This is a genomic window from Paenarthrobacter sp. YIM B13468 (genome assembly GCF_042788025.1).
In the GTDB taxonomy this organism is placed as follows: domain Bacteria; phylum Actinomycetota; class Actinomycetes; order Actinomycetales; family Micrococcaceae; genus Arthrobacter; species Arthrobacter aromaticivorans.
Window position 1 is genome coordinate 184,505 of sequence record NZ_JBHZPI010000005.1, and the last position, 19,853, is coordinate 204,357.

Below are 19,853 nucleotides of genomic sequence, written 5' to 3' on the forward strand. Positions count from 1 at the left end.
ACTAACAAGGCGCTCCCGGTCGTGAAGCATCGCCAGCTTCGCCTCGTCGGGGCGAAACAGCTTCCTTCTATGTGGAGCCGCTTCAGTTGCCGCTGCTCGTTTGGCGTCCTTCCGCTCTGAGCGGGTGCCCGACGGCGTATAGGTCACCTTTTGGCTCTTGAGGTTCATCGCAATCCCCGCCCCAGCGGGAGTCCACCAGCAATGAAAGCGGCCCACTGCTGCCCCGCGAGCAAGCGCAGTTCAACGAATGCCCCGGCAGCCGCGGACTCGAGTTCATGGCGATGCCGAGCCAGGTCTTCCAACGACTCGGCGGTTATAGTGACGAAGGCCGTCGGTCGAACGTCGCCATGCCCTGCGACGATTTCCTCTTCTCGCTGATCAACCTCTTCCTCCTCTGCACGCTGCTCTCGTGTAGTCGGTCGATCGAAACGTGCGTTGATCCGCCGTCGTGTTTCGTGAGCCTCCTGGGCGGAGCGAATATCGCGGAGGGCTTCAGTAGTCGGCACGGTCCGGATGACTTGGGTGACCGTGTGCCTGAAATCTCCGACGTAGACGAGTGGATGCAGGAAGCCCGGATACACCTTCTGACGCGGCCATTCAGCCACCCAGAAGGTCTGGTGGAAACCGGAGTCCGTCCGAAGATAGGTCCAGTGTTCCTCGACTGCCATTGGGCCAGAGCCCTGCCGAGTTGGCTGCATGGATTCGCTTTGCCGCCGCTCGGATTTGGACGATCTACGTGCAAGAGCCTCGGGATCGAAGGCTCCGCGTAAGACGTCGAGGAATCCAGGCTCGGACAGCCATTCATCAACCCTCACACCGTGAGTTGCCAGCGACGTCGTGATCGCACCAACCTCAAGGCGCAGCAGTCGTTCGAGCCCCTTCTTCCCGCCGCCGGATTCTTTAATCCGTCGTCGCGACTTGGCTGTGTCCACCACCAGCGACAGCAACACATCGTGGCTCATCGCCGACCCCGCCGCTGCGATCAAATCCTGATAAGCAGCGTGCCCCCATGTGTTGCGCTCACCGTCCACGGCAGCAACTGTTCGATCGTAGAAGTCCTGAAGCGCGGACGACGGGTAGGGAACGGTGTAGTCCTGAACAGCCATGCGAGCGATGTCCGATCGTTGGGCCAGACCAGTCTGAACCCTCGACCATGCCTGTGTCGCCCACGCTTTGTCATCGTCGTCCAGCAACGCGAAGGACCGGGTGCTGCAGCGCAACACGACGACGGCCTCTCTGCCTTGGGTATCCACGATCACGCACTCGCCGCGGGAAAGTGGCTGGACTTTGAGGTTGCCGAGTCCGCCCGGCAGGGCGAGCTGTCCTGCCTTGATGGGACGCTCAGGTCGAGCTAGGTAGCGGGTCTGTCCAAGAACACTCCGCACGAAAAACAACAGGATGAGGCTGCCCCAGATCGGATATGGAATCCGCGAGTACTGGAGCACTCCGATCAAGACAAGGGACATCCACATTGGGGCTGTGACCAAGAGGCTCCCGGGGCCGCCCACAGCGGAGGCAATAATCGCCGAGAGAATACCGATGGCAACCAGTGCCAGCTGGTACCACTTGAACCCCATGAAGGTTCCACGGCGTTCATACCTGGGAAATTTGACGGGTTCCAGAGCCCGCGTTTCATCACTCATTGGATTTGTCCGGTGGTAGTGGTGTGTGAGTGTCTCTGTGCTTGATGGGCGGTAGCTCCGTCGCTGGCAAGGAGCTGTTCGGAGCTTTCATTTCGGGTACCCGTGTAGTTGAGGCCATGCCTGCGCTCGATGCCTTACTTGGGCCGGTGCCAGCGCGTTTGCTTGATGCTGGACTGGCTCTGCCGCCAGCATCAGTGACCACTTGCCCCGTCACTACTGAAGTACTCGAATCAGAACTACCCCACGGTGCCCCGGCCAAAGCGGCGACATCGCCACCTGAGCGATGTACCGGCGTCGTGCTTGAAAGGTTCCCTGGCAACGGAACGGAATTCGGTAGGGCCCTGGTGGGGGTGTCCCGGCGGCTCGACGGAACGGGCCGCGCAATCGAAGAACGGGCCAACATGGACGCAATCGCCAGCCGCCCGCCGAGTTGTCGGCTGACTTGCCGCGACGCAATGCTGTTGCTGCGCGACAGGACGTGACCGCCGCCAGCGGTCTGAGCCGCCGCCGCCAATTCCCCACCCGCGAAGCTGACAAGTCGAAGCGCCATTAGTGGAGCTCCGCAGGCCAAGACCATGCCGACGGTGCCTGCCGCGAGTCCCGCGAACGATTTCGAATCGGCAAACAGCTTGATGGCCGTTGCCAGGACGGTCGCCGCCAACGGCTTTGCCAGGAGAAGGGCGACGACGATCTCGCACCAACGTCCGGCCCAGGCCTTGGACTTTTCCCAAGGCAGCATCATGAGGGCAACCGGCGCCACCGCCGCTAGGACGGCGAGGGCGAACGTCCGGAAGATCATGGAGCACATGAGGATAAAGGCCAGAATCCAAACGATGATGACCGCCATGGCCGTGACAATTGCTCCACCGACGGCGCCGCCCTGATTGCCGGGTGCGAAAGAGATGACGTTCCATTCGCGCTCTGAACCGGCTGGAGCACGTTCGAACCCGAACAAACGCATGAACACGACGTATGGATCTGTACCGATCGATTCCAGGAGCGAAGCTGAGGCCAGGTCGCTAGCCCGAGTCAGCTGACGAACGACGTACACGGCCACCGCCACGAGTGGTACCGCTGCCGCTCCCCCGATCAGTGCCCGTAAAAGTCGTCGCGGTTGCTGGCTGATCAGACCCGAGAGGAGCTGGATGATCATCACCACGACAAGGGGAGTCATCATCACGATGACCCACCAATTCGTCAGTCCACCGATTGCCGTCCACTGAGAATCGTCGACTTCCGAAACAGTGAACGCACCCGTGATGAAGCCCCACATCCACGACGCGATGTTCTGCAAGACGTTGGCGAAGATAGATGTGATGGAGCCTTGAATACCGTCGTTTGCTTGAGAAACGAGACCGCATCCTGGCGGCCACCAGCCATTGAGGTCGCAATCGAGAGGCATGATCTCAAGGACTCAGAAGCCGAGCGGGAATGCCGTCTGCGACCAGAGGATATAGCCGTTGATCCCGCCAAGGATGGCAGCAACGGGACCGGTCCACAACAGGATCACGCCACCGCCTGAAGCGAGCCGCGAGGATTGACTCAGCTTGCCGGCCAGGAGCATCGCGGCTCCGATGATCGCCACGATGGCGATGACGATGAAGGCGCCGACGAGAATACCCCCGCCGATCTGCTTCAACGACTCAAGAAAGGGGAAATTCGCGTTTGGTGTAATCCCAGGATCCACCGCTGCCAGAAACATCTGGTGCTCCATCCAGTCGTCTTCCAATGGAATGAGCTGATTGGGCTCACGACTTCATGTGGATGGATGAAGGGAACGACATGACCGCTGACCCAGCGCGCCTCAGGCGAGCGATGTGTGGCTTCGATGTCTGTAGACAGCAGTCATGGGCAGTTGGCGATTTCCTGCATACCAGCAGAATGTCGATGGATCCTGCCTGAGCCCATCCCACATGCGCGGTGTGCCGATGGACCCGCCCAAGAGCCTCGGTGTGCCGATGGACGCACCCAAGAGCAGTGTCCCCAGATAAAGTTAGAAATACAGAGGGGTGGCGAGAATGACAATTCACTGAAGACCTTCTTGTGGCCACCATGTTCGGGGCGGAAAGGCGCGGGGTCGCCCGAACTTCAATCTGCATTGGCCGCACTCGAACGTGATATCCAGTTCGAAACAAATAGCGAAGTACGCCGCGCCGAAGAAGCAGCCCAACAATATCCTTGGGAGCGAATCAACGAGCCTGTACCCGACTACCTTGATGAGTAATGACTGTCGGAACCGAGTTTCGGCTGACGGCCGAGCTTGGCGTGTGGGGCCCCCATCCACGATTCCTACGGTGTACATTGCGAAGACGCAGGTCAAGGACTGTTCCATCCAATCGGAACTGAAGTTTGGGGGCTTCACTGTGCATGTGATAATTGCAGGCGAACCAGTGCCGATAGACCGCTCGGTATTCATTGATCTCCTGGAGAACTCCGTGGTAAACGGAAGGGCGCCGTACATCCAAGCTCTCGAGAAATCGAAGATCCAGTACTCCGAGCTCTTGACGCTTGCCCGTAAAGCGGAGATCCCGCACCCGCTCTTCTTCGCTCCTCCGGCCGTCGTGAAAGCACAATTGCAGGCCAAAACAACAAAGCTTCTGCAAGGTGTTGCGCCCACCACGTTCACCGTGAATACGCGGACGACCGTCAAGCTGCGCGATGTGGAACTGATCGTCAAAGACCTTCTCCGCAAGCAGGATCTAGCCCGGAAGCACGACCCAACACTCACCAAAAACAAGATCGTAGGACTTCTCAAGAAGTCGAGGCCGACCGTTCAGGAGGACGCCGCCGCGCTGATCAAGGCGATCGGCCTTGACCGTGAAGCCATCCGCCAGGCACGCAAGAAGGAAACCGCCCTGGAGCTGATCATTGAACGTCTCGAAGCCAACCAGATCCTCGTATCCCGGAGTGTCCGGGGATATATGCCCCAACTCATCGATGTGCACTTCAGCGGAATGACCGTGCGCGATTCGAAGGTGCCCTATATCTTCCTAACAGGTGGGGACCATGGCGACTTCCAAGAACCGGCCGGCCGTCAGATCTTCACGGTCGTGCTGATGACCGTCCTTGTCGCACGCGGAATCTTCGCGCCGGTCAGCTACGACGCGAACAGCACCGCCCCCGACGCGGGGCGGGAGTACGACATCGTCGGTGAGATCCTGATGCCTGCGGCCGAGCTCCGGAAAATCAGTTTCGAAGACCTTGATGCCGTCAAGATGATGGCCGACATATTCAAGGTGACCCCGAGCGCACTGACCGTTAGGGCCATGCGCCTCGGCAGGCTCAGCCCACTAACCGCGTCCGGATACCTACGCGAGCTCGAAGCGGAGTATCGTGCCCGAAACAAGAAGACACCGACGAACCAACCCAAACCCGTCAACGCCATCCGCAAGTACAGTGGCCGTGAGTTGACCAGTCGGATGCTCCTCGCAGTCGAAGAACGCCGGCTTACGGCCCGGGAATTCTCCCGGGTCGTCTGCCTGAACCGGATCGGCCCCAGTGACATCGGCGAGCTGAAGGCAGCACTCCGATGAACGAGGTGATGTATCTCATCGATAACAACGTACTCTCCCACTTATCGCCGGCGCAGCGGACAAGTGTCTTCTTCCGCACACATTGCCGAATCCCCTCCGAAGTCCTTTACGAAGCCGACGGGTACGCTGACGCTGCACTCAAGGACGTCGAGTACCCGACAACAGCGAACGTGCTGGGCTTCCTCCGAACAGTCATGGCCACCGTGTCTGAAGACGACACCGCGCTTGTGAACCTCTACGCAAACAAAGGTGCGGCGGACCCGTTGCTCGTCGCGTGCGCCCTGGACGGGAATCAAGAGTCGGAGCAGTTCCTGTTCGGCCCGGCATGGATCATCGTGTCCAACGACAATGCTGTGCGGGCGAAAGCCTCGGAGTTTGGTGTGGAATCGTGCACGCGAGAAGAATTCGCAGCCCGGACGAAGGGGCAATGGCACGATTGATATCTGTGCCGCGGTCCGGACGGTTCGGGTATTCCAAAGACACAACTTGCTTTGGCGACGCAAAACAGGCTGAAGACGGCAGCAGCCGCCCCCCGAATGTCCGGGCGTAAACTCAAGGGATGCCATGGACGTCAAGCTGGGGTAAGAATGCCGAGTGGACTGCTCCAGTCTTCGAAGCAATCGGTCGAGCGCTGTACGCAGCACAAGAGTTTGAGAACAGATGCAGGGTTCTACTCCGATTCTTGAACCTCGTCGAGATTTATGAGAGTGCGACTGACGATCCGATTGACTCTCTAATTGCCCGAGTGCCAAGAGACAAGCTGCTTGGAAAGACCATCGACGATCTCAAGAGACATCGGGTTTTCAATAGCGAAGATACCGCCAAATTGCTCAAAGCCGCGAAGGACGCCAGGAACTTCATCGCGCACGAAAGCGCTCAATTCAACCCGGTCGGCCATCGCCAGGACTTTATGGAGAGGATGGAACGGGAGCTCCGCCCCAAGTTGCGGGAACTAGCGATCGGCCACCACATCGTCTCAGAACTGCTGCTCCGGTTCGAAGACAGGGAGTCGGCATTTGGTATCTCATGGATCAAGGAAAGATACCCCGACATTCTGGAGTCCTGGGTGCTCTATCCCGTGAACGAACTCATTAGGTCTGAAGGAATGCCGCCCCTTGCCTACCCGGTCGACGACCCCTGGTATGCGGCACGTAGAGCAGCCGATATGGCTATTGCTGCGAAGTACCAGGCTGAAGGCAATCAAAAGTGACGCTTTCGAATCAGCAGTCCACCTTAAGACAAAGTCGGATACGACATCTTCGCTTCGCGGGCAACCGTAAGCCCTATGCTCGCCGTGTCCGGGGGCCAGCCCGCAGTAAGGCAGAACCTGCGCCGTGGGTTAGTAGTAGTCGTCCATGTATTGCCTGCTGAAGTAATGGTCTTGGCGCTTCTTCAGAGTTTCCATGGAAACAGGTTCTTCCTTCAGGTCGAGAGATAGAAGCGGAAACGTCCACTTCTCGAGGATCAGATTCACGTCATGGCGCAGTCTCTTGGACGGAACCGCATCCCTCGGCAGGGCAGCTTCGAGCACCTCCCGGGCCTTGTCCCGGCAGAACTCCCAACGAGTATCTGAGTCGAAAGCGGCGCCCTTCCATACCGCCGCAGCAGCCCGCAGCCCACTCTCCGTGAGAAGTCCTGCCTGCTTCATGGCGAGAACGAGCCGGGCTGCTGTGGTTTCGACGTAGAACTGGTCCGGGTCACCTCCCGTCCACATGAACCCGTCGTCTGTCTCCTCGTAGTCCACGTAAAGTGCGTTCTCCCGAGTCCTGAGCAAATCATTGCGCCAGATCCAGTCGACGTCGTTAGGTCCATCGAGGTAGTGGCTTGGGCGAAGCCAGGTTAGGTCACGTTCAATCTCTCCGAAGTCTGCAGGATTGCTCGCGTGGACTTTCGCATAGATCAAGCGTGGCAGGTGCAAGTAGAAGTATTCACACCCTTTGCGGGCGATCCGCTGATCATGCGTGCGTGCGATGTCCAAAAGAATGAGCACCTTGGCGCTTTCCTCAAGGCAGATCGCCTGCAGTGTTCCTGCCGCTGACTTCTGGCCTTGTTTCAAGAGGTGTTCTATCGCCCACATCAGTTGTTCAATATGGGCACCCAGATGCTCCAAACCGTCGACGAGGACTGAAAAACGCTCCTCACGCTTCAGCTCGAATATGTGGTGAAGCCTGCGCGCATGCTTCAAAAGGCAGGCCCTTCGGAGGAAGTCGACATATTCGGCACCATGGCAAGTCATGATATCCGAATCGAACGAGCCAACTGAATCTTCCAAAGCAGGAGGAGCCTCTTACGGGTTTCACCGAAGGAATCGGCGTCCACGTACTGCCGGCCCCCTTGCCGGCCGCCGGCTCCTGATACTGAACTGCTTACGGTCCCGCACCCCAAAGACTGCTTCCGGCCCCACCGTGGAACCCGGCCAGTCGAGCACGGTCAACTGGAGGCATCGTTGCTCCCGAGCCATTGCACAAGCTTTGCGACGCAGCCATCCCTTTCGGTTGGCAACGTCACGAACGAAAGCATGCTGTTACTGCTCTGCCAGGGGCTGTTTTGCTCATCCAAGGGCAGGTCTTCGCTGGTTGCCGGATAGGCCAGCGCCGCGAGCGGCACCTCAAACGTCGAGGAGTAGGCATGCAGCTGGTAGAGGTCATCACGGTCGACGCCACGCCTACCGCCGAGTCTTTTATACTTTGCATCCAGCAGTGCCACGATCGGGTGCTCTCCCACCAGGACATCGGGATACAGCCTGCCCAATGCGCGACGGGGATCGACCGTGGAGCGTGCGAGGTGACCCGAGGCCTGTTCAGTTGTTCCGTGTCTCACCGGCTCGTTGGAGGCCAGACCAACACAGTGCAACACGAACAGCTCCCACAGTTCAGCGACGTCGATCAGCACTCCGTGAGTCGACTCGTCGTCGGCAGCGACACCCAGCGGATCCTCATTCAGGATCCGCCACGACAGTTCAGCAGCCCGCCTCCATTTGACAGTGATCGGGCTGTAGCAGGCGGTCCGGATCTCGTGCAGCGTCGGAAACTGCGGCCGGGCTCCAGCGGCTGTCCGCAGCACGGCCAGCTGTTCATCAAGCCGGGTGCCACGCCACCGACCCCCTGCCAGTCGCTGGTCGAAGTATCGATCCGCCAAAACTACCGCGTGGGCAGCCGGGTTGTCGTAACTGCGCACCACGCGGGTGGAGACCAGGTCCCGGCGACCGGATGCCCGACGACGTGCTGTGGCCGGCATGTCCAGCCGACCTTGAATAGTCAGCCCGTGCGAACTGATGTTTTCCCTTCTCCTTGGCAAAGCGTGCTGGCCGGCTGTAAGCACCGAAGCGCGCCACAAGGCTGCCAGGAGTTGAGTGACCGCACTGCTCGCGTCGTTTGAATATGTGGCCGTGCGCGGAAGTACCTGGACATTGAGGATCGTGCTGATCCAACCGGTGATCGTCTCGATACCCAGTCGAGGATTGATCACCAGGGTCCTGCCCTTATGGCGGATCTCTCCTATGTAGCGGTTGGCCCGCCAACCGTCGATGTCACGGCTGAGAATCGGTTCCATCGTCGGTTCATGGTCCACCTGCAGCTGCGCGTTCAAGATGTACGGCTCCGGCGAAAGCCTGGCAATGTCGGTCAACCATCCGTGTTCATCAACGGTGATTGGTCGGTCCCAGTACGCCTCCGGAGTCAAATCGTTAATCAGCAACCGATCCGTCAATCCTCCTGCTGCGTTGCTCCTGCCTCGTTTGCCGGCCATATTCAATTTTTCGGACGGGTCAGCAGGAGCTCTTCGAGCTCAGCAAGCTGCTCGGCTCTCCGGTCGGATCCAGCCAGGTACTGCACGAGCACAGGTTGGATCGACAAGGCCCACAACGACCGTAGCGGGGCGAGCGGCTTTCCATTGCCGTCCCACAGGTACTTGCCGCTGCTGCGTCCATGGCGTTTGTTGAGCCACTCGCGCCCAATGAAGTACGGCAAGTCACCGAACACAGCGGCGCCCAGTTCGTACTCCGGGCCCAGTTCGGGCAATTCGCCGATCCGTGCATTCAACTCTGTAATGCACCCGGCCAGTTTCTCGAGCTGAGGCAAACCGTCCTTCCAGTCTACTGCCACGGACTGCTCGGTCCACTGCGCATGCCAGATCGCGTACAGGTCCTCTTCGTCGTAGGGTGTTGCGAACCAGAAGAAACGCCGGCGCAGCGCAAAGTCGAGCGCCTCAACGGACTGATCGATCTCGTTCATCGTGCCGATGATGTACAAGTCTCCAGGCATCGAGAAGAGGATCGGCTCACCTTTGCCGTCCTCAGCAAACAGCTCAAGTTCGATGTCCCGCTTGTCGCGTTCCATGGCGCTGAACGCCTCGCCGAACATAGAACTCAGGTCGGTGCGGTTGATCTCATCGAGGATCAGTACATGCGGCAGTGCACGCTCCCCCGAATGCTCGCGCTCGGTACGCATCCGCTCCACCAGGCGCGGCAGCGCGCCGAGTTGGTATGTGGTGCCGCCGTCGGCGTCGAGCCGTAGACCAACCATGAACTCTGAGTAACCATAGGAAGGATGCATCTGCAGACGCGTCACATGATCCGCGACAGCCTCGACGACGTCGGGGTTCCGGAAGTACTCGCCAACAACGCCCCAGCGCTGCAAAGCCGCGGTGCGGATCAGACTCTCGGCCAGCTTCCCCGCCCGGTACGTCTTACCGCTGCCGGGAGGCCCGTAGAAGACGATCTGCTTCTTGAACTCCAGGGCGAACGCCGGGTCCAGCGCTTCGTTTTCACCGGACTTGGTCACGGGTCGCCAGATGGGTTCCAGGTCAGAGCTGTAATAGTCCCGACGGTCCTCATCCCAATCAGGCAGTCGTTGCTTCAAGGCCTGCCTCATTGAATACAATTTCTCGTCTTCGCTGGCGTCCGCCCCACTGGTGTCAAGTTCGCCGAACGCCTTCAGAACAAGTGCCTTGTGCTGGCTGGACGCGATCCGCTCGAAATACTCCGGATACAGCAGGTGGCAGACGACGTGGCGCATCGCGTCGCTCTGGCGGTCTCCCTCCTCGGCGAACTGTGCGAAGCCCCACGGGTTGTCGTGCAGAAGCGCGGCCCTGTCTTCCGGTTACTTCTGCTTGAGACGCCAAGCCAGGTCCATCAGGTAGCCCAGTGGAGGTCCTGACGGGTGTTGTAGTACTGCCCAGGGTGGGCAATCCAACTTTGGAATGCCCGGTACGTCTCACTGTCGCTACCCACGTGGAGCTCTGGATGGTCAGGCCCGATGGTCTTGTTGACCATCTCCAGCTTCCGGGCGTGCCCGACCGATTCAGTGATCAAGTAGTAGACCAGCAGGCACTCCGCGGCCAACAACCTGGTTTCGATGGAGGTTCCCTCCAGCTGCTGCTCCCATTTGCTTTCGAAGCGTCCGCCACCCTCTTTACCCTCCAGAAGGTTGCCCCAGAACCTCAGGTTCAGCTCTTCCAGCCTGTCCTTGGACCAGGCGTCCGGAAAGTCATCGGGATACGCTACGGAAGCGTCTCCAATGAGCGAAAGCTTGCGCCACTGAGCGCATAACCCGTCGATTGGCCCGCGATCTTGTTCAGAGAAAACAGCCATGGCTCATCTTCTCATCGCGGGCTCTGTCACGCCCTGTCGGGAGAACCGCACGGTGGATGTGTAGCCATCGCCTACGTTAGCTACAACCGGTGCCATGTCAGGCAGCGCACCTAGGCGCAACCCACCTCACAAACAGCGTCGTTCACGCCAGATACATTTAGAAATTCAGCGAGGGTGGTAAGAATGACAAAGTTGATAGTCCGTGAGCTTGTTGAACCCACACACCCCTGTTTCAGAGCGGGGTGACAGATGGATCGGAGTCCCTGTATCAAGACCTGTGACCTCGCCATCATCTGCGCGACATAGACCAAGGACCGCTCCCGATTCCGCTCCCACCCATTAGCTCGAACCCTATGAGGTAGTCGCCGGACGATGGGCGGGCCACTTTGAACGCTATCTGGAACGCCGTGGGGTTTGAATGGGTCTGGCCCGAAATTCGCGGTCCATTCGTACCAGTGGACACGCCTTTTTCTGGGCAATCCGCCACCACTGCTTGAGGAAACAGCCGGCCAGAACCACCGACGGACCCGAGGGACAAATTCGTCAGCGGTAGACATGACCTTGAGATGGCTGGTGCCCCAAGATGGCTCACTTCTTCTACAACCAAACGATCATCAATACCCGGAGCAGAAATCTTTCGTCATCCCGACGATGAAGATCTGGTTCCAGATGAGCTTTCCCGGCCCCGCGACCGGTAGGTGAAATCTGAAGAGGTTTCGAGGTTGACTGCTTGCCCTTCAGCATTTTCGCTTTGGGTAGAGGCGGCCCCATAGCCGCCATCGGAGAGCTCACAAACTTCTTTGATCTGCTCAACGGCGGTCCTCAGCATAGGCCCGGCCGGATGTGGATGTTCAAGCAGCCACGCGAGCTCAGCACGAACGCCCGAGGCAACGAAGTTGACCAATGGGTCCGGGTCCCCGACCAGTGCATCGAGTATTCCGATCGGCACATCGGGGTTGAGCGCGACGATAAGAGCGAGGTCCATGCGGCTGCCCGCGAGCTCGACGAGCACCTCGGGCGGGGTCGCGCCATTGAATGCGACCGCCTCGCGCACCTCGTCGTCCTGGTCCTCGGCGAGCAAGGCCAGGGCAGTTGCTGGCGTATTTGGGTTCGCCGCGACGGCCCGTCGCACCCGGGCGCTGCGCCGCTCCCCGCCAAGGAGGTCGAGGATGTCCGGCGGAGTGCGTGGGTCGGAAGCAACCTGCATGCGCACTTCCGCTCTCCTGCTCGCGGCCATGTCCTCGAGGTCGGCCCGGATGGGCGCTGACTCTCTCCAAGACCGGTCCCATTCGGCAGCAGCTTTCAGCTTGTCCTCGGGTCTTGTTGCCGGGTTCCCGTACGCGGCAGATCGCACCGACCTGTGGGCGTGGAAGAGCAGTTCACCGAGCAAGACAGGATCGAGGCGCACGCTTCTAGCAGCGCTTGCCACCACTTCTGGCTCGTCCTCGCGCGCGAGTGCCTCGAGGAGGCCAAGGTCCAACGTCTCGTTGCAGGCTGCCGCGGCTCGGATCGAGGAGTCCGCGTCCTCCGACAGAGCTTTCATCGCTTCGGACGGCGTGCGGGTGTTCTCGGCGACGGCGCGCCGGACATGTTCGTCAGCGCTCCTGGCCAGACGCCTCAGGGTCCGCGCGCCTGTGCGCTCGTCGCTTGCTGCGGCCAGCCTCATATCCGGCTCGCGCACGCGGCTCTTCGACAACCTTTCGAGCGCAACCTCGAGCAGTTCAGCTGGAAGTACCAGATCATTGCGACAGGCAACCGTTTTGAGGACCTGAAGCAACTCCTCATCTACACTCGAGTCGAGCAGTGGTTTGGCGATGGAGGTGGCTAGCTCGACGGCTGCGTGCGGGTTCGTAACCACGGCAAGGCGCACCGACGGCTCGGGGTCCCGTGCCAACTTGGTCAGGGCCTCGGCGGACACCGCCGCATTCTCTGCGAGCGTGGTGCGCACGCGGATGTCACGGTCGTCGACGAGGACTTTGACTGCCTTTGCAGGTATCCGAGCAGATGCGGCCAGTCGCTCGCGGGGCTCGACGGATCGTATCGCCCGCAGTTTCGGGAGAAGGCAGTCCAGTTCCTCGCCGGGCAATGCCTGGTTCTCCATGAGGGCGATTAGAACCTCGGGGGTCTTAGCGCGCATGAGCTCCCGGAGCGCCCAGAGGGGCGTTGATGGGTGAGAGGCTACGAACTGCAGAGTGACTCCATCACGCTCGGCAGGTGTACCGCCGCGCGCCCAGCTGGGACGATCATCGCCCTTCGTCCGGAAGCGCGTGCGCTCCTTCCGATCAGTCGCAAGTTTCCCGAGTAGCTCGCCCAACGATTCATCGGGAGTTGCTGCCGTGCGGCATAGCGCTGACCAGCGGATCTCGGGATCAGAATCGGCGAGCAGCCTGTCGCGCACTGCTGGCTCCGAAACCGGCAGGCCGTCGGCAACAGTCCGGCGCACCCAGGCCGGACGGCCCTCGCGCATGAGGTCGAGATTTACGGCGTCGGGGAGGCCTGGCTTCAGCCAGTCCGGAACCTTGAGCGAGCGCCCCACTTGCCAGGCCGCGTTCTGGCTCGCTTTCGGCACGGGGATACGGGGTTCCGCCCCCCAAGGAGTGCCGCTCCGGGTGAGGATCAGGAAGTCGGCGAACCATGATGAATCCAGAGTCGAGCCGTCGCGGTTCTTGCTGAACTCAACCGAGGCGTGAACTCCGCTGGCGAGGAGAACGGCGGTGCTTTCGGTAGCCGGGGCAGCCAGACTAAGCTGTATCGCTGCCGATCGGCCTCGCTCCAGAGCCTTCGCGGGCAACCTCGGCGTGCGGTGGTTCGCTGCGGCCGCTCTTCGGACACCGACGCTGCTGTCACCGAGGAGCACTTCGAGCACGTCGATCGGCGCGCGCTCGTTTCGAGCCACACCTTCGCGAGCCTTGGCGTATCGATCCTTGGCGAGCTCCCGCACCGTTTCCTCGGGAGTGACTGCGTTACGCCCGACGCGGTAGCGGATGTCGGTGTCATCGCTTCGGGCCAAGTCCATCAGCATCCGTTGCGGGGTGCGCTTATTGTCGGCGAGGATCTGGTGCTTGCGCCGTTGCGTCACGGTTTCGCGTATTGCCAGCTGTTGCTTGCCCGCGGCTACCCGGAAACCTTCACGCATCTTGGGCAGCAGTTCCTGGGGCTCCCCGCCAAGGAGCTGGTCGAGGCTCCAGACCCTCGTCAGGTTCTGCCGCGGTAGCCAGAGCCCGACGCTGCGGATGCCGAGGGCGTCGTCAAGGTCGAGCATGACGTAACCGAGCAGCTGGCGGAGGAAGGTTCTCAGCGTCGGGACGGTGAGTTTCCCGTAGGCCTTGCTGTCGATGAGCGTGTCCCCCACCAGCCAGTCGGCATCAGCGCCGCCGACGAGTCCGGAGCCAATGAAAGCCGGGTTCAGCTTGAGGCGCTCGCCACCGGAGACCCTCGACCGCCAATTGTCGAGCTGGCCGTCGTTGGCCTCCATGAGCATTCGGAGATCGGTGAGCGAGGACTCGTCGATGGCCGTGGCAAACGAGAGGCCAGTGTCTGCAAGGTCCAAGGCCTCACCGAGGGATCCCTTCAGAGCCGCGGCACCACCGCGGCTGACCTGCTCACAGTGAGCAAGCACTAGTGCGGCACGGTCGAGTTCAGCCTTGCCCGAGGGGTTCTCGAGGATACACGTCACGGCATCGAAAGCCTCAGTGAGGACTCGCGTGCGGTGGGAGCCATTCTCGACCTCGTCCTCAAAGAGGGGCAGCGCCGCGACTCCGAGGGCAGCGGCAGAGTTGTAGGGGTCGAAGCCCCCGAGCGCGAAGCGCACGCGAAAGTCGATCGCCGTGCCTGTGCGTTGGGCGTCGACACCGGGTGGCGGAGGCATGACTGTCCTGCTTCTGGCCAGCTCCTCAAGGCCGAGTGCCTTGGCCATTATTCGGGACCGACTGGACGTACCCTGCATGTCTGCCAGGCTCGGCGAGACACCATCGAGATACGCACGAACAGGAGATCCCGAGTCTCTCAGATGATCTGTGAGGCTCATGCAGCACTCCGCCGGAGCGATTGTCTCTCGTTCCTGGCGGGGCTACCGCGTCGCTGGGTCGTCGATTCCGGCAGGTCTCTAAGATTCAGTCCGCATCCAAGCCTCATTGTGTCCATGACCATATTCAAGCGTGAAACTCACGTGTCAGGGCAGTTCGGGGGCATGTCGGTCACGAAAGGACCCGATCCAGCGGTTCCAAGGAGCTCAGCGACCTCCGAATTGGAGATCCCTGCATCGCGCAGCCCTTCGATCACAACGTAGACCGTCGCGAACCAGAGACTAAGGGCGATCGAGTCGTACACCTCTTCAGGCATAGACCCTCCATTCGCTCTCTCTCACATTGTTGCCGGTTGCTGGTGGAACATCCACAGGACCGCAGGAAGATTGTGCTGAAGATCGACGGGGTCATCGTGCAAGATTTGACTCAAAACAGTTGATGGATAACGTGGAGATGTAGGCGCCGGCTGGTTCATGGACCCCTACCACGTCGACGGACTCAGCCAGATCAACTGATTCGCTCCCACTCCCCTGGCCGCCCTCAGAAGAGCCAGGGCCAATCAACAGGCTTGACTCACCAAATCGTGCTCCCGTTTATTTACTCCACCCAGAACACCAAAATGCTCGACCTCAAGGCCGCAGCCGAACGATGTAATCGCTCCGTCGACACCCTCCGGAGACATATCAAAGCCGGGCGGCTCCCCGCCGTTAGAGAAGGCGGAAAGCTTTACGTCAAACCAGAGGACCTAGACAGCGCACTTTCCGAGGACCGTGGTCAGGTCAGTGACACCGCTGAACTGAAGGCTTGGGCTCAGCGCAAGGCGGCAGAAGCACCGCCACTCAACCGCGAGCAGATCAGCATCATCATGGCAGCGTTCTCAACGGTCTTGGACACTAAGCAAGGCCACGAAGGAAAAAGTAGCGGCTATCAAACCTGACGAAACGAACGCTGCACTCGACGGCAACTTTCTATGACTGGCACTTGATGCGTCCGGAGAGCCACCGGCTGACGGGCCATTTGGCTGCTAGATTCCGTCACTGGCGCACAGCCTACGGGATATGGTGAGGCTCGCTCAGGTAGCTGAAAGTGAGGAGCCTGTCTTGGCGGCAGCAACGACGTTCGGATTAGTCGTTGTTGGCGCCGGGTTGTTCGGGTTGGCGATCGCCAGACGTCTCGCAAGACGCGCTGCAATCATTCGGACGTGGTTTTCGGCCAGTGCAGACATAGCATGGCTGACTCAACGGGATACAGGTCGAATACGGCTGATCGGGGCATCATGGATAGTCCTTGGGACCGGCATAGCAATCTTTGGTCATATTACTGGCCGATAGGCGTTCTGCCCTCGTGGTTCCCGGAATCGTACGGGAACGGATTCACACCATAAGCAGCAGCATCGCCCCGATTAGAACCAATGCCAAACGTCTCTCATAAGCGTCACGATGAGCATTGCGACAGCAGCAGGTGGAATCATGTAGAACACCCAAGGGATCTTAGGTCCGCCCGGAGGACGGAAGCGCTTGGCCGTGAGGATCCTTCCTATGCCCTACGTCAACGTCAAGGAAGGAATCATGCTGAAGCATCAATCCTTCACAATTAGTTCCTCACGATACTCGCATGCGTGGCGGATTCCCCCAGCGCCCGTTGAAGGATCCCTCGCCGCGCCGACTATTACTGGCCGGTTGATTCGGTTACGCGAAGTCTGACAGCACTTTTCTTTCGGATTTTTGCGAGTGCAACGAAGCTAGACTTCCGATCATGTTGTTGGAAACGGGTGAGCCCCGGTTCGTTAGGGAGTCCGAGTCGTCAGTATTGAAGTTCAGGCAGGAAGAGAAACCGGACGGACAGGGGGTTGGGCGGCGTCTGCTGTGGCAGGGTGCTGACCCTGCGTTCGAGCTTTCGTGGTGGTGTGGAACCTGCCCACTGTTGTTCAAGCGCCTGGAAGGGGCAACGGAGACACTATCTCTTCCAGAAATGCAGCAGACCCTGAACTCGGGTATCGACAGAATCGAGGGCAGCGTCCTTGAGGCATTCACAGCGATTCTGCCGGAGGGGACACACGTGCCCTTACTTCTGCGTGTGCAGCCCAAACTGGTGTACCCAGGTGGTCATGGGGATTACTTCAGCGAGGAACAGGTCGATACTTGGAGTACTTCAGGTTTTTGGGGTCTCCCCGAGTATCCACAAACGCCGTACTACCGGACATGGCAAGCCCCGGTCGACGCTTCGGAACACGCATTTGAGTTCGTCGTTCCGATGGTCCCTCCCAACTGGAACGAATCCAGCCGAGTGGAAGAGTACGCACAGGAACTCATGAACTCGTCTACCCCAACGGCAGTGGCCGTATCGATCCTTGATGTTTGTTCACCGGCCGTCGACCGCGGCACGGACTATTACGTCCATTGGGGTCTTACGCATTTCTTGCTCGATGGACATCACAATATGCAGGCCGCAGCTGAAGCTCACCGCCTCGCTCAAGCATCGGACGTAGAGCGACTCATTGAACTCCGGGCCCAACCCCAAGCACGCAGGATCGCCAGCGGCCCCCGCTAAACATCGCTGTAGTCGCTCAACCATCCTTTACCGGGCGCTGGTTGGGTGGTCGAAACTCGAATGTTTACCGAGGTCCGTTCCTGCTGCGCTGAAGATTGTGGAACCATGCTCCACCGGGCTGGAACATTGAAAATGGAAGAATGTGGCCATGATTAGTACCAGCCGGGGGCTGGTGGTAGCGGCTCTCCTTTCTCATGGAGAGGAGAAAGCCGCCGGATGGGCGCGTGAAGCATTCGTCGAGGAACTGCAAAGAACTCTCGCGGTCGCCGAGTGGATTCTGCATTTCGGGCCCCACAGGAAAGTGACACAAGCATGCTCATAGACAACGCAGTAGCCCTAGCGGGAGTGTATGTTCACGAAGGCTTTCCGCGTGATCTCAGCCGGAAGCGACGAGCCCTCAGAGCCTGGAGGCAGGCGAGAGACGACGACAGCGGAGTCATGGACCAAACGGTGGAGGGATCGGATGACTACGATGTGGTGGGTTCAGACGCTCGTAGCTTTTGGTCAAGGGAATATGCGCCCTCTACCTCCTTTGTCACCACTCGATTATTCATGAGCTGCGCGAGAGAGGTGCCACGGCTCGGGCCCGGCGGCGATAGGTGCCGATTCCGGGTCTGTCTTTGGCCCCACGCCCCGGTCCCGGCCACTACTTAGGAATTTGCTGGAGTAGCCTGCGATTCGAAAGGACATTCGTCGCCGTGATTTCCCCAGTCACAAGCATGCGGACCCGCGTGATGGTGGAAACCATGTTCGCAGCGAATCACAGTCCTGCGCGTTACAGGCCGTGGGGTCTGAGGCATCGGGGCTCCTTCGGTCACAAGGCCTATCCTTACAGAACCTGTAGCTTGGTTCCATGGCCTCCGAACAGCGTCGTGCAGCAATCTACTTGCGCATATCCCAGGACCGCGAAAACACTCGTCTCGGCGTGGACAGACACCGTGAGGACGCCGAGGCGCTCTTAGCCGCCCGACGGTGGCTGTCTGTTGGTGTCTACGAGGATAACGACATCTCCGGCCAGGGCCCCAAAAAGAGACCCGCCTTTAAACGGCTCCTCGGGGATATCGAATCGGGCCTCATCGACGTTGTCATTGCCCAGGAATGGCCTCGCCTCGAACGGAACCGAGCAGATGGTGTGAGGATCATCGAGACCGCCCAGCGTCACAACGTCCTGCTGACCTTCGCCAAGGGCTCCGACATCGACTGCACGACAGCCGCCGGCCGTTTGTCGGCCGATATGTTTTCCGCGATTGCCCGCAATGAGATTGAGGTCAAGGCAGAACGACAGTCACGAGCACAGCGCCAACGCGCCGAGCAAGGGAGACCCCCAAGGGTGTACGTCCTCTGGGCTACGCCACGAACGGTGACGTCATCGAGCACGAGGCAGAAGCCGTCAGGAAGATCTACGCTGCCTTCTCATCAGGGTCGTCGCTTCGGGCGATTGCAGCGGCTTTGTCCGGTGGTGAAGGAGAGGATCTTCCTAACATTCCAGCTCTCCCCCGGCACAATCGCACCGTGATGATCGAGCGCAATGCGCGTCGGGCTGGTGACGGTCTCGAGCCGCGCCCCGTTCCCGACGACGCCCCTTGGGTCTCGTCGACGGTCCTGGATATTCTACGCAACCCGCGCTACGCCGGGTACAGCACGTACACGCCGAAGAACGTTCTATCCAACGGCGACCGCCGGCGGTCGTGGCGGGCCAGGATCCTGCGTGACGAGCACGGCGAACCGATTGTTGGCAGATGGGACCGGATTGTGAATCCCGACGTGTGGGAGGCGGTCCAGAACAGGCTCGACGACCCGGCACGTCTCTCGAACCGGGCGGGGACTGACAGGAAGCATCTGGGCTCGGGACTGTTTCGGTGCGGGGTGTGCGGCCAGCCGGTGAAGGCACGCGGTACACGGTATCGATGCGAGGGCCACATCAAGCGTTCCCGACAACAGATCGATGACTTCGTTGTCGAGGTCGTGCGGCGGCGACTCGGACTGCCGGATGTTCAGGACCTACTGCCATCTGCGGATGAGCCGCGTCTGCAGGAGATCAAAAACGAGATAGACGAGCACCGGGCAAGAATTCAAACGGCGCAGCGGGACTACGATAGCGAAGTCATTGAAGGCTTCGATCTCAAGCGCATTCGGGACCGTGAAAATGCCGCCATTGACACTCTTGAAGTGGACCGGCTGAGGCTCTCACTGGGGATGTCGCGCAACAGCGTGCTGGAGTCCCGGGATCCGTGAATGCCTTCGATGCGAGCGATCTCGCCGCCCGACGACAAATCATCAACATCCTCTGCGAAGTGCGGCTTTTCCCGCACCCACGGGAGTCAAGGCGTTCAATCCGGGCTCCTTGGCGGTCACTTGGCGGTGAGCCACATTTAATGACATATTGCAACGCCAATTCGCGGCAGATATTGACTATTGTGTTGATTGTCTGACCAAACGGTCAGATGCACCCGGCGGTACAAAGGGGATGGGATCCCTCCGTCGTTATTGTTCCCACGCTTGAGGCGAGTGC

16 protein-coding genes are annotated in these 19,853 nt (G+C 59.9%); 7 read left to right on the top strand and 9 right to left on the bottom strand.

Translation table 11 applies throughout. From position 1 onward, the window contains the following. Nucleotides 1-164: 164 nt before the first annotated feature. The 3 genes from ACFX4T_RS07150 to ACFX4T_RS07160 are packed head-to-tail and all read right to left on the bottom strand — an operon-like array spanning nt 165 to nt 3,372. Nucleotides 165-1,643, bottom strand: coding sequence for an SCO6880 family protein (locus tag ACFX4T_RS07150; protein ID WP_377651291.1), 1,479 nt, complete (start codon nt 1,641-1,643; stop codon nt 165-167). Continuing rightward, nucleotides 1,636-3,045 (bottom strand): type IV secretion system protein, encoded by a 1,410-nt coding sequence (locus ACFX4T_RS07155; protein ID WP_377651292.1) that lies wholly within the window; start codon nt 3,043-3,045, stop codon nt 1,636-1,638. The genes ACFX4T_RS07150 and ACFX4T_RS07155 overlap by 8 nt, the downstream gene beginning before the upstream one ends. 12 nt (nt 3,046-3,057) lie before the next feature. Then, a complete protein-coding gene (locus tag ACFX4T_RS07160; RefSeq protein WP_062096305.1) occupies nt 3,058-3,372 on the bottom strand; it encodes a hypothetical protein in 315 nt (104 codons plus the stop codon). Nucleotides 3,373-3,937: 565 nt separating this feature from the next. Between ACFX4T_RS07160 and ACFX4T_RS07165 the strand changes: the two genes are divergently transcribed. From ACFX4T_RS07165 to ACFX4T_RS07175, 3 genes are all read left to right on the top strand, one after another. Beyond that, nucleotides 3,938-5,176, top strand: a complete 1,239-nt coding sequence (locus ACFX4T_RS07165; RefSeq protein ID WP_377651293.1) for a hypothetical protein — start codon at nt 3,938-3,940, stop codon at nt 5,174-5,176. Next, entirely contained in the window at nt 5,173-5,616 is a 444-nt protein-coding gene (locus tag ACFX4T_RS07170) for a hypothetical protein (protein ID WP_377651294.1), read from the top strand. Before ACFX4T_RS07165 ends, ACFX4T_RS07170 begins: the two co-directional genes overlap by 4 nt. Before the next feature lie 119 nt (nt 5,617-5,735). Next, nucleotides 5,736-6,386: a hypothetical protein gene (locus tag ACFX4T_RS07175; protein WP_377651295.1), complete on the top strand. Its 651-nt coding sequence runs from the start codon at nt 5,736-5,738 to the stop codon at nt 6,384-6,386. A 129-nt stretch (nt 6,387-6,515) separates the two neighbouring features. Here ACFX4T_RS07175 and ACFX4T_RS07180 read toward each other — a convergent pair whose 3' ends face one another. The 6 genes from ACFX4T_RS07180 to ACFX4T_RS07205 form a co-directional block, all read right to left on the bottom strand. Further along, complete coding sequence (locus ACFX4T_RS07180; RefSeq protein WP_377651296.1) at nt 6,516-7,361, bottom strand: AbiV family abortive infection protein; 846 nt, start codon at nt 7,359-7,361, stop codon at nt 6,516-6,518. A gap of 245 nt (nt 7,362-7,606) precedes the next feature. Beyond that, complete coding sequence (locus ACFX4T_RS07185) at nt 7,607-8,923, bottom strand: hypothetical protein (RefSeq protein WP_377651297.1); 1,317 nt, start codon at nt 8,921-8,923, stop codon at nt 7,607-7,609. A 2-nt stretch (nt 8,924-8,925) separates the two neighbouring features. Then, nucleotides 8,926-10,191 (bottom strand): AAA family ATPase, encoded by a 1,266-nt coding sequence (locus ACFX4T_RS07190; RefSeq protein WP_377651298.1) that lies wholly within the window; start codon nt 10,189-10,191, stop codon nt 8,926-8,928. A gap of 116 nt (nt 10,192-10,307) precedes the next feature. Continuing rightward, nucleotides 10,308-10,766 carry a hypothetical protein gene (locus ACFX4T_RS07195; RefSeq protein WP_377651299.1) on the bottom strand — a complete coding sequence of 153 codons (459 nt, stop codon included), beginning with the start codon at nt 10,764-10,766 and terminating at the stop codon, nt 10,308-10,310. A gap of 640 nt (nt 10,767-11,406) precedes the next feature. Then, on the bottom strand, nt 11,407-14,793 hold the full coding sequence (locus tag ACFX4T_RS07200) for a hypothetical protein (protein WP_377651300.1): 3,387 nt from the start codon (nt 14,791-14,793) through the stop codon (nt 11,407-11,409). Between the two features lie 137 nt (nt 14,794-14,930). Next, nucleotides 14,931-15,107, bottom strand: a complete 177-nt coding sequence (locus tag ACFX4T_RS07205; protein ID WP_377651301.1) for a hypothetical protein — start codon at nt 15,105-15,107, stop codon at nt 14,931-14,933. A 252-nt stretch (nt 15,108-15,359) separates the two neighbouring features. Between ACFX4T_RS07205 and ACFX4T_RS07210 the strand changes: the two genes are divergently transcribed. The 4 genes from ACFX4T_RS07210 (at nt 15,360) to ACFX4T_RS07225 (ending at nt 19,576) form a co-directional block, all read left to right on the top strand. Beyond that, a complete protein-coding gene (locus ACFX4T_RS07210) occupies nt 15,360-15,728 on the top strand; it encodes a helix-turn-helix domain-containing protein (protein WP_377651302.1) in 369 nt (122 codons plus the stop codon). Between the two features lie 818 nt (nt 15,729-16,546). Next, nucleotides 16,547-17,341: a hypothetical protein gene (locus tag ACFX4T_RS07215; RefSeq protein WP_377651303.1), complete on the top strand. Its 795-nt coding sequence runs from the start codon at nt 16,547-16,549 to the stop codon at nt 17,339-17,341. Nucleotides 17,342-18,194: 853 nt separating this feature from the next. Beyond that, nucleotides 18,195-18,857 (top strand): recombinase family protein, encoded by a 663-nt coding sequence (locus tag ACFX4T_RS07220; protein WP_377651304.1) that lies wholly within the window; start codon nt 18,195-18,197, stop codon nt 18,855-18,857. After that, a complete protein-coding gene (locus tag ACFX4T_RS07225; RefSeq protein ID WP_377651351.1) occupies nt 18,740-19,576 on the top strand; it encodes a recombinase family protein in 837 nt (278 codons plus the stop codon). The genes ACFX4T_RS07220 and ACFX4T_RS07225 overlap by 118 nt, the downstream gene beginning before the upstream one ends. Nucleotides 19,577-19,853: the final 277 nt, after the last annotated feature.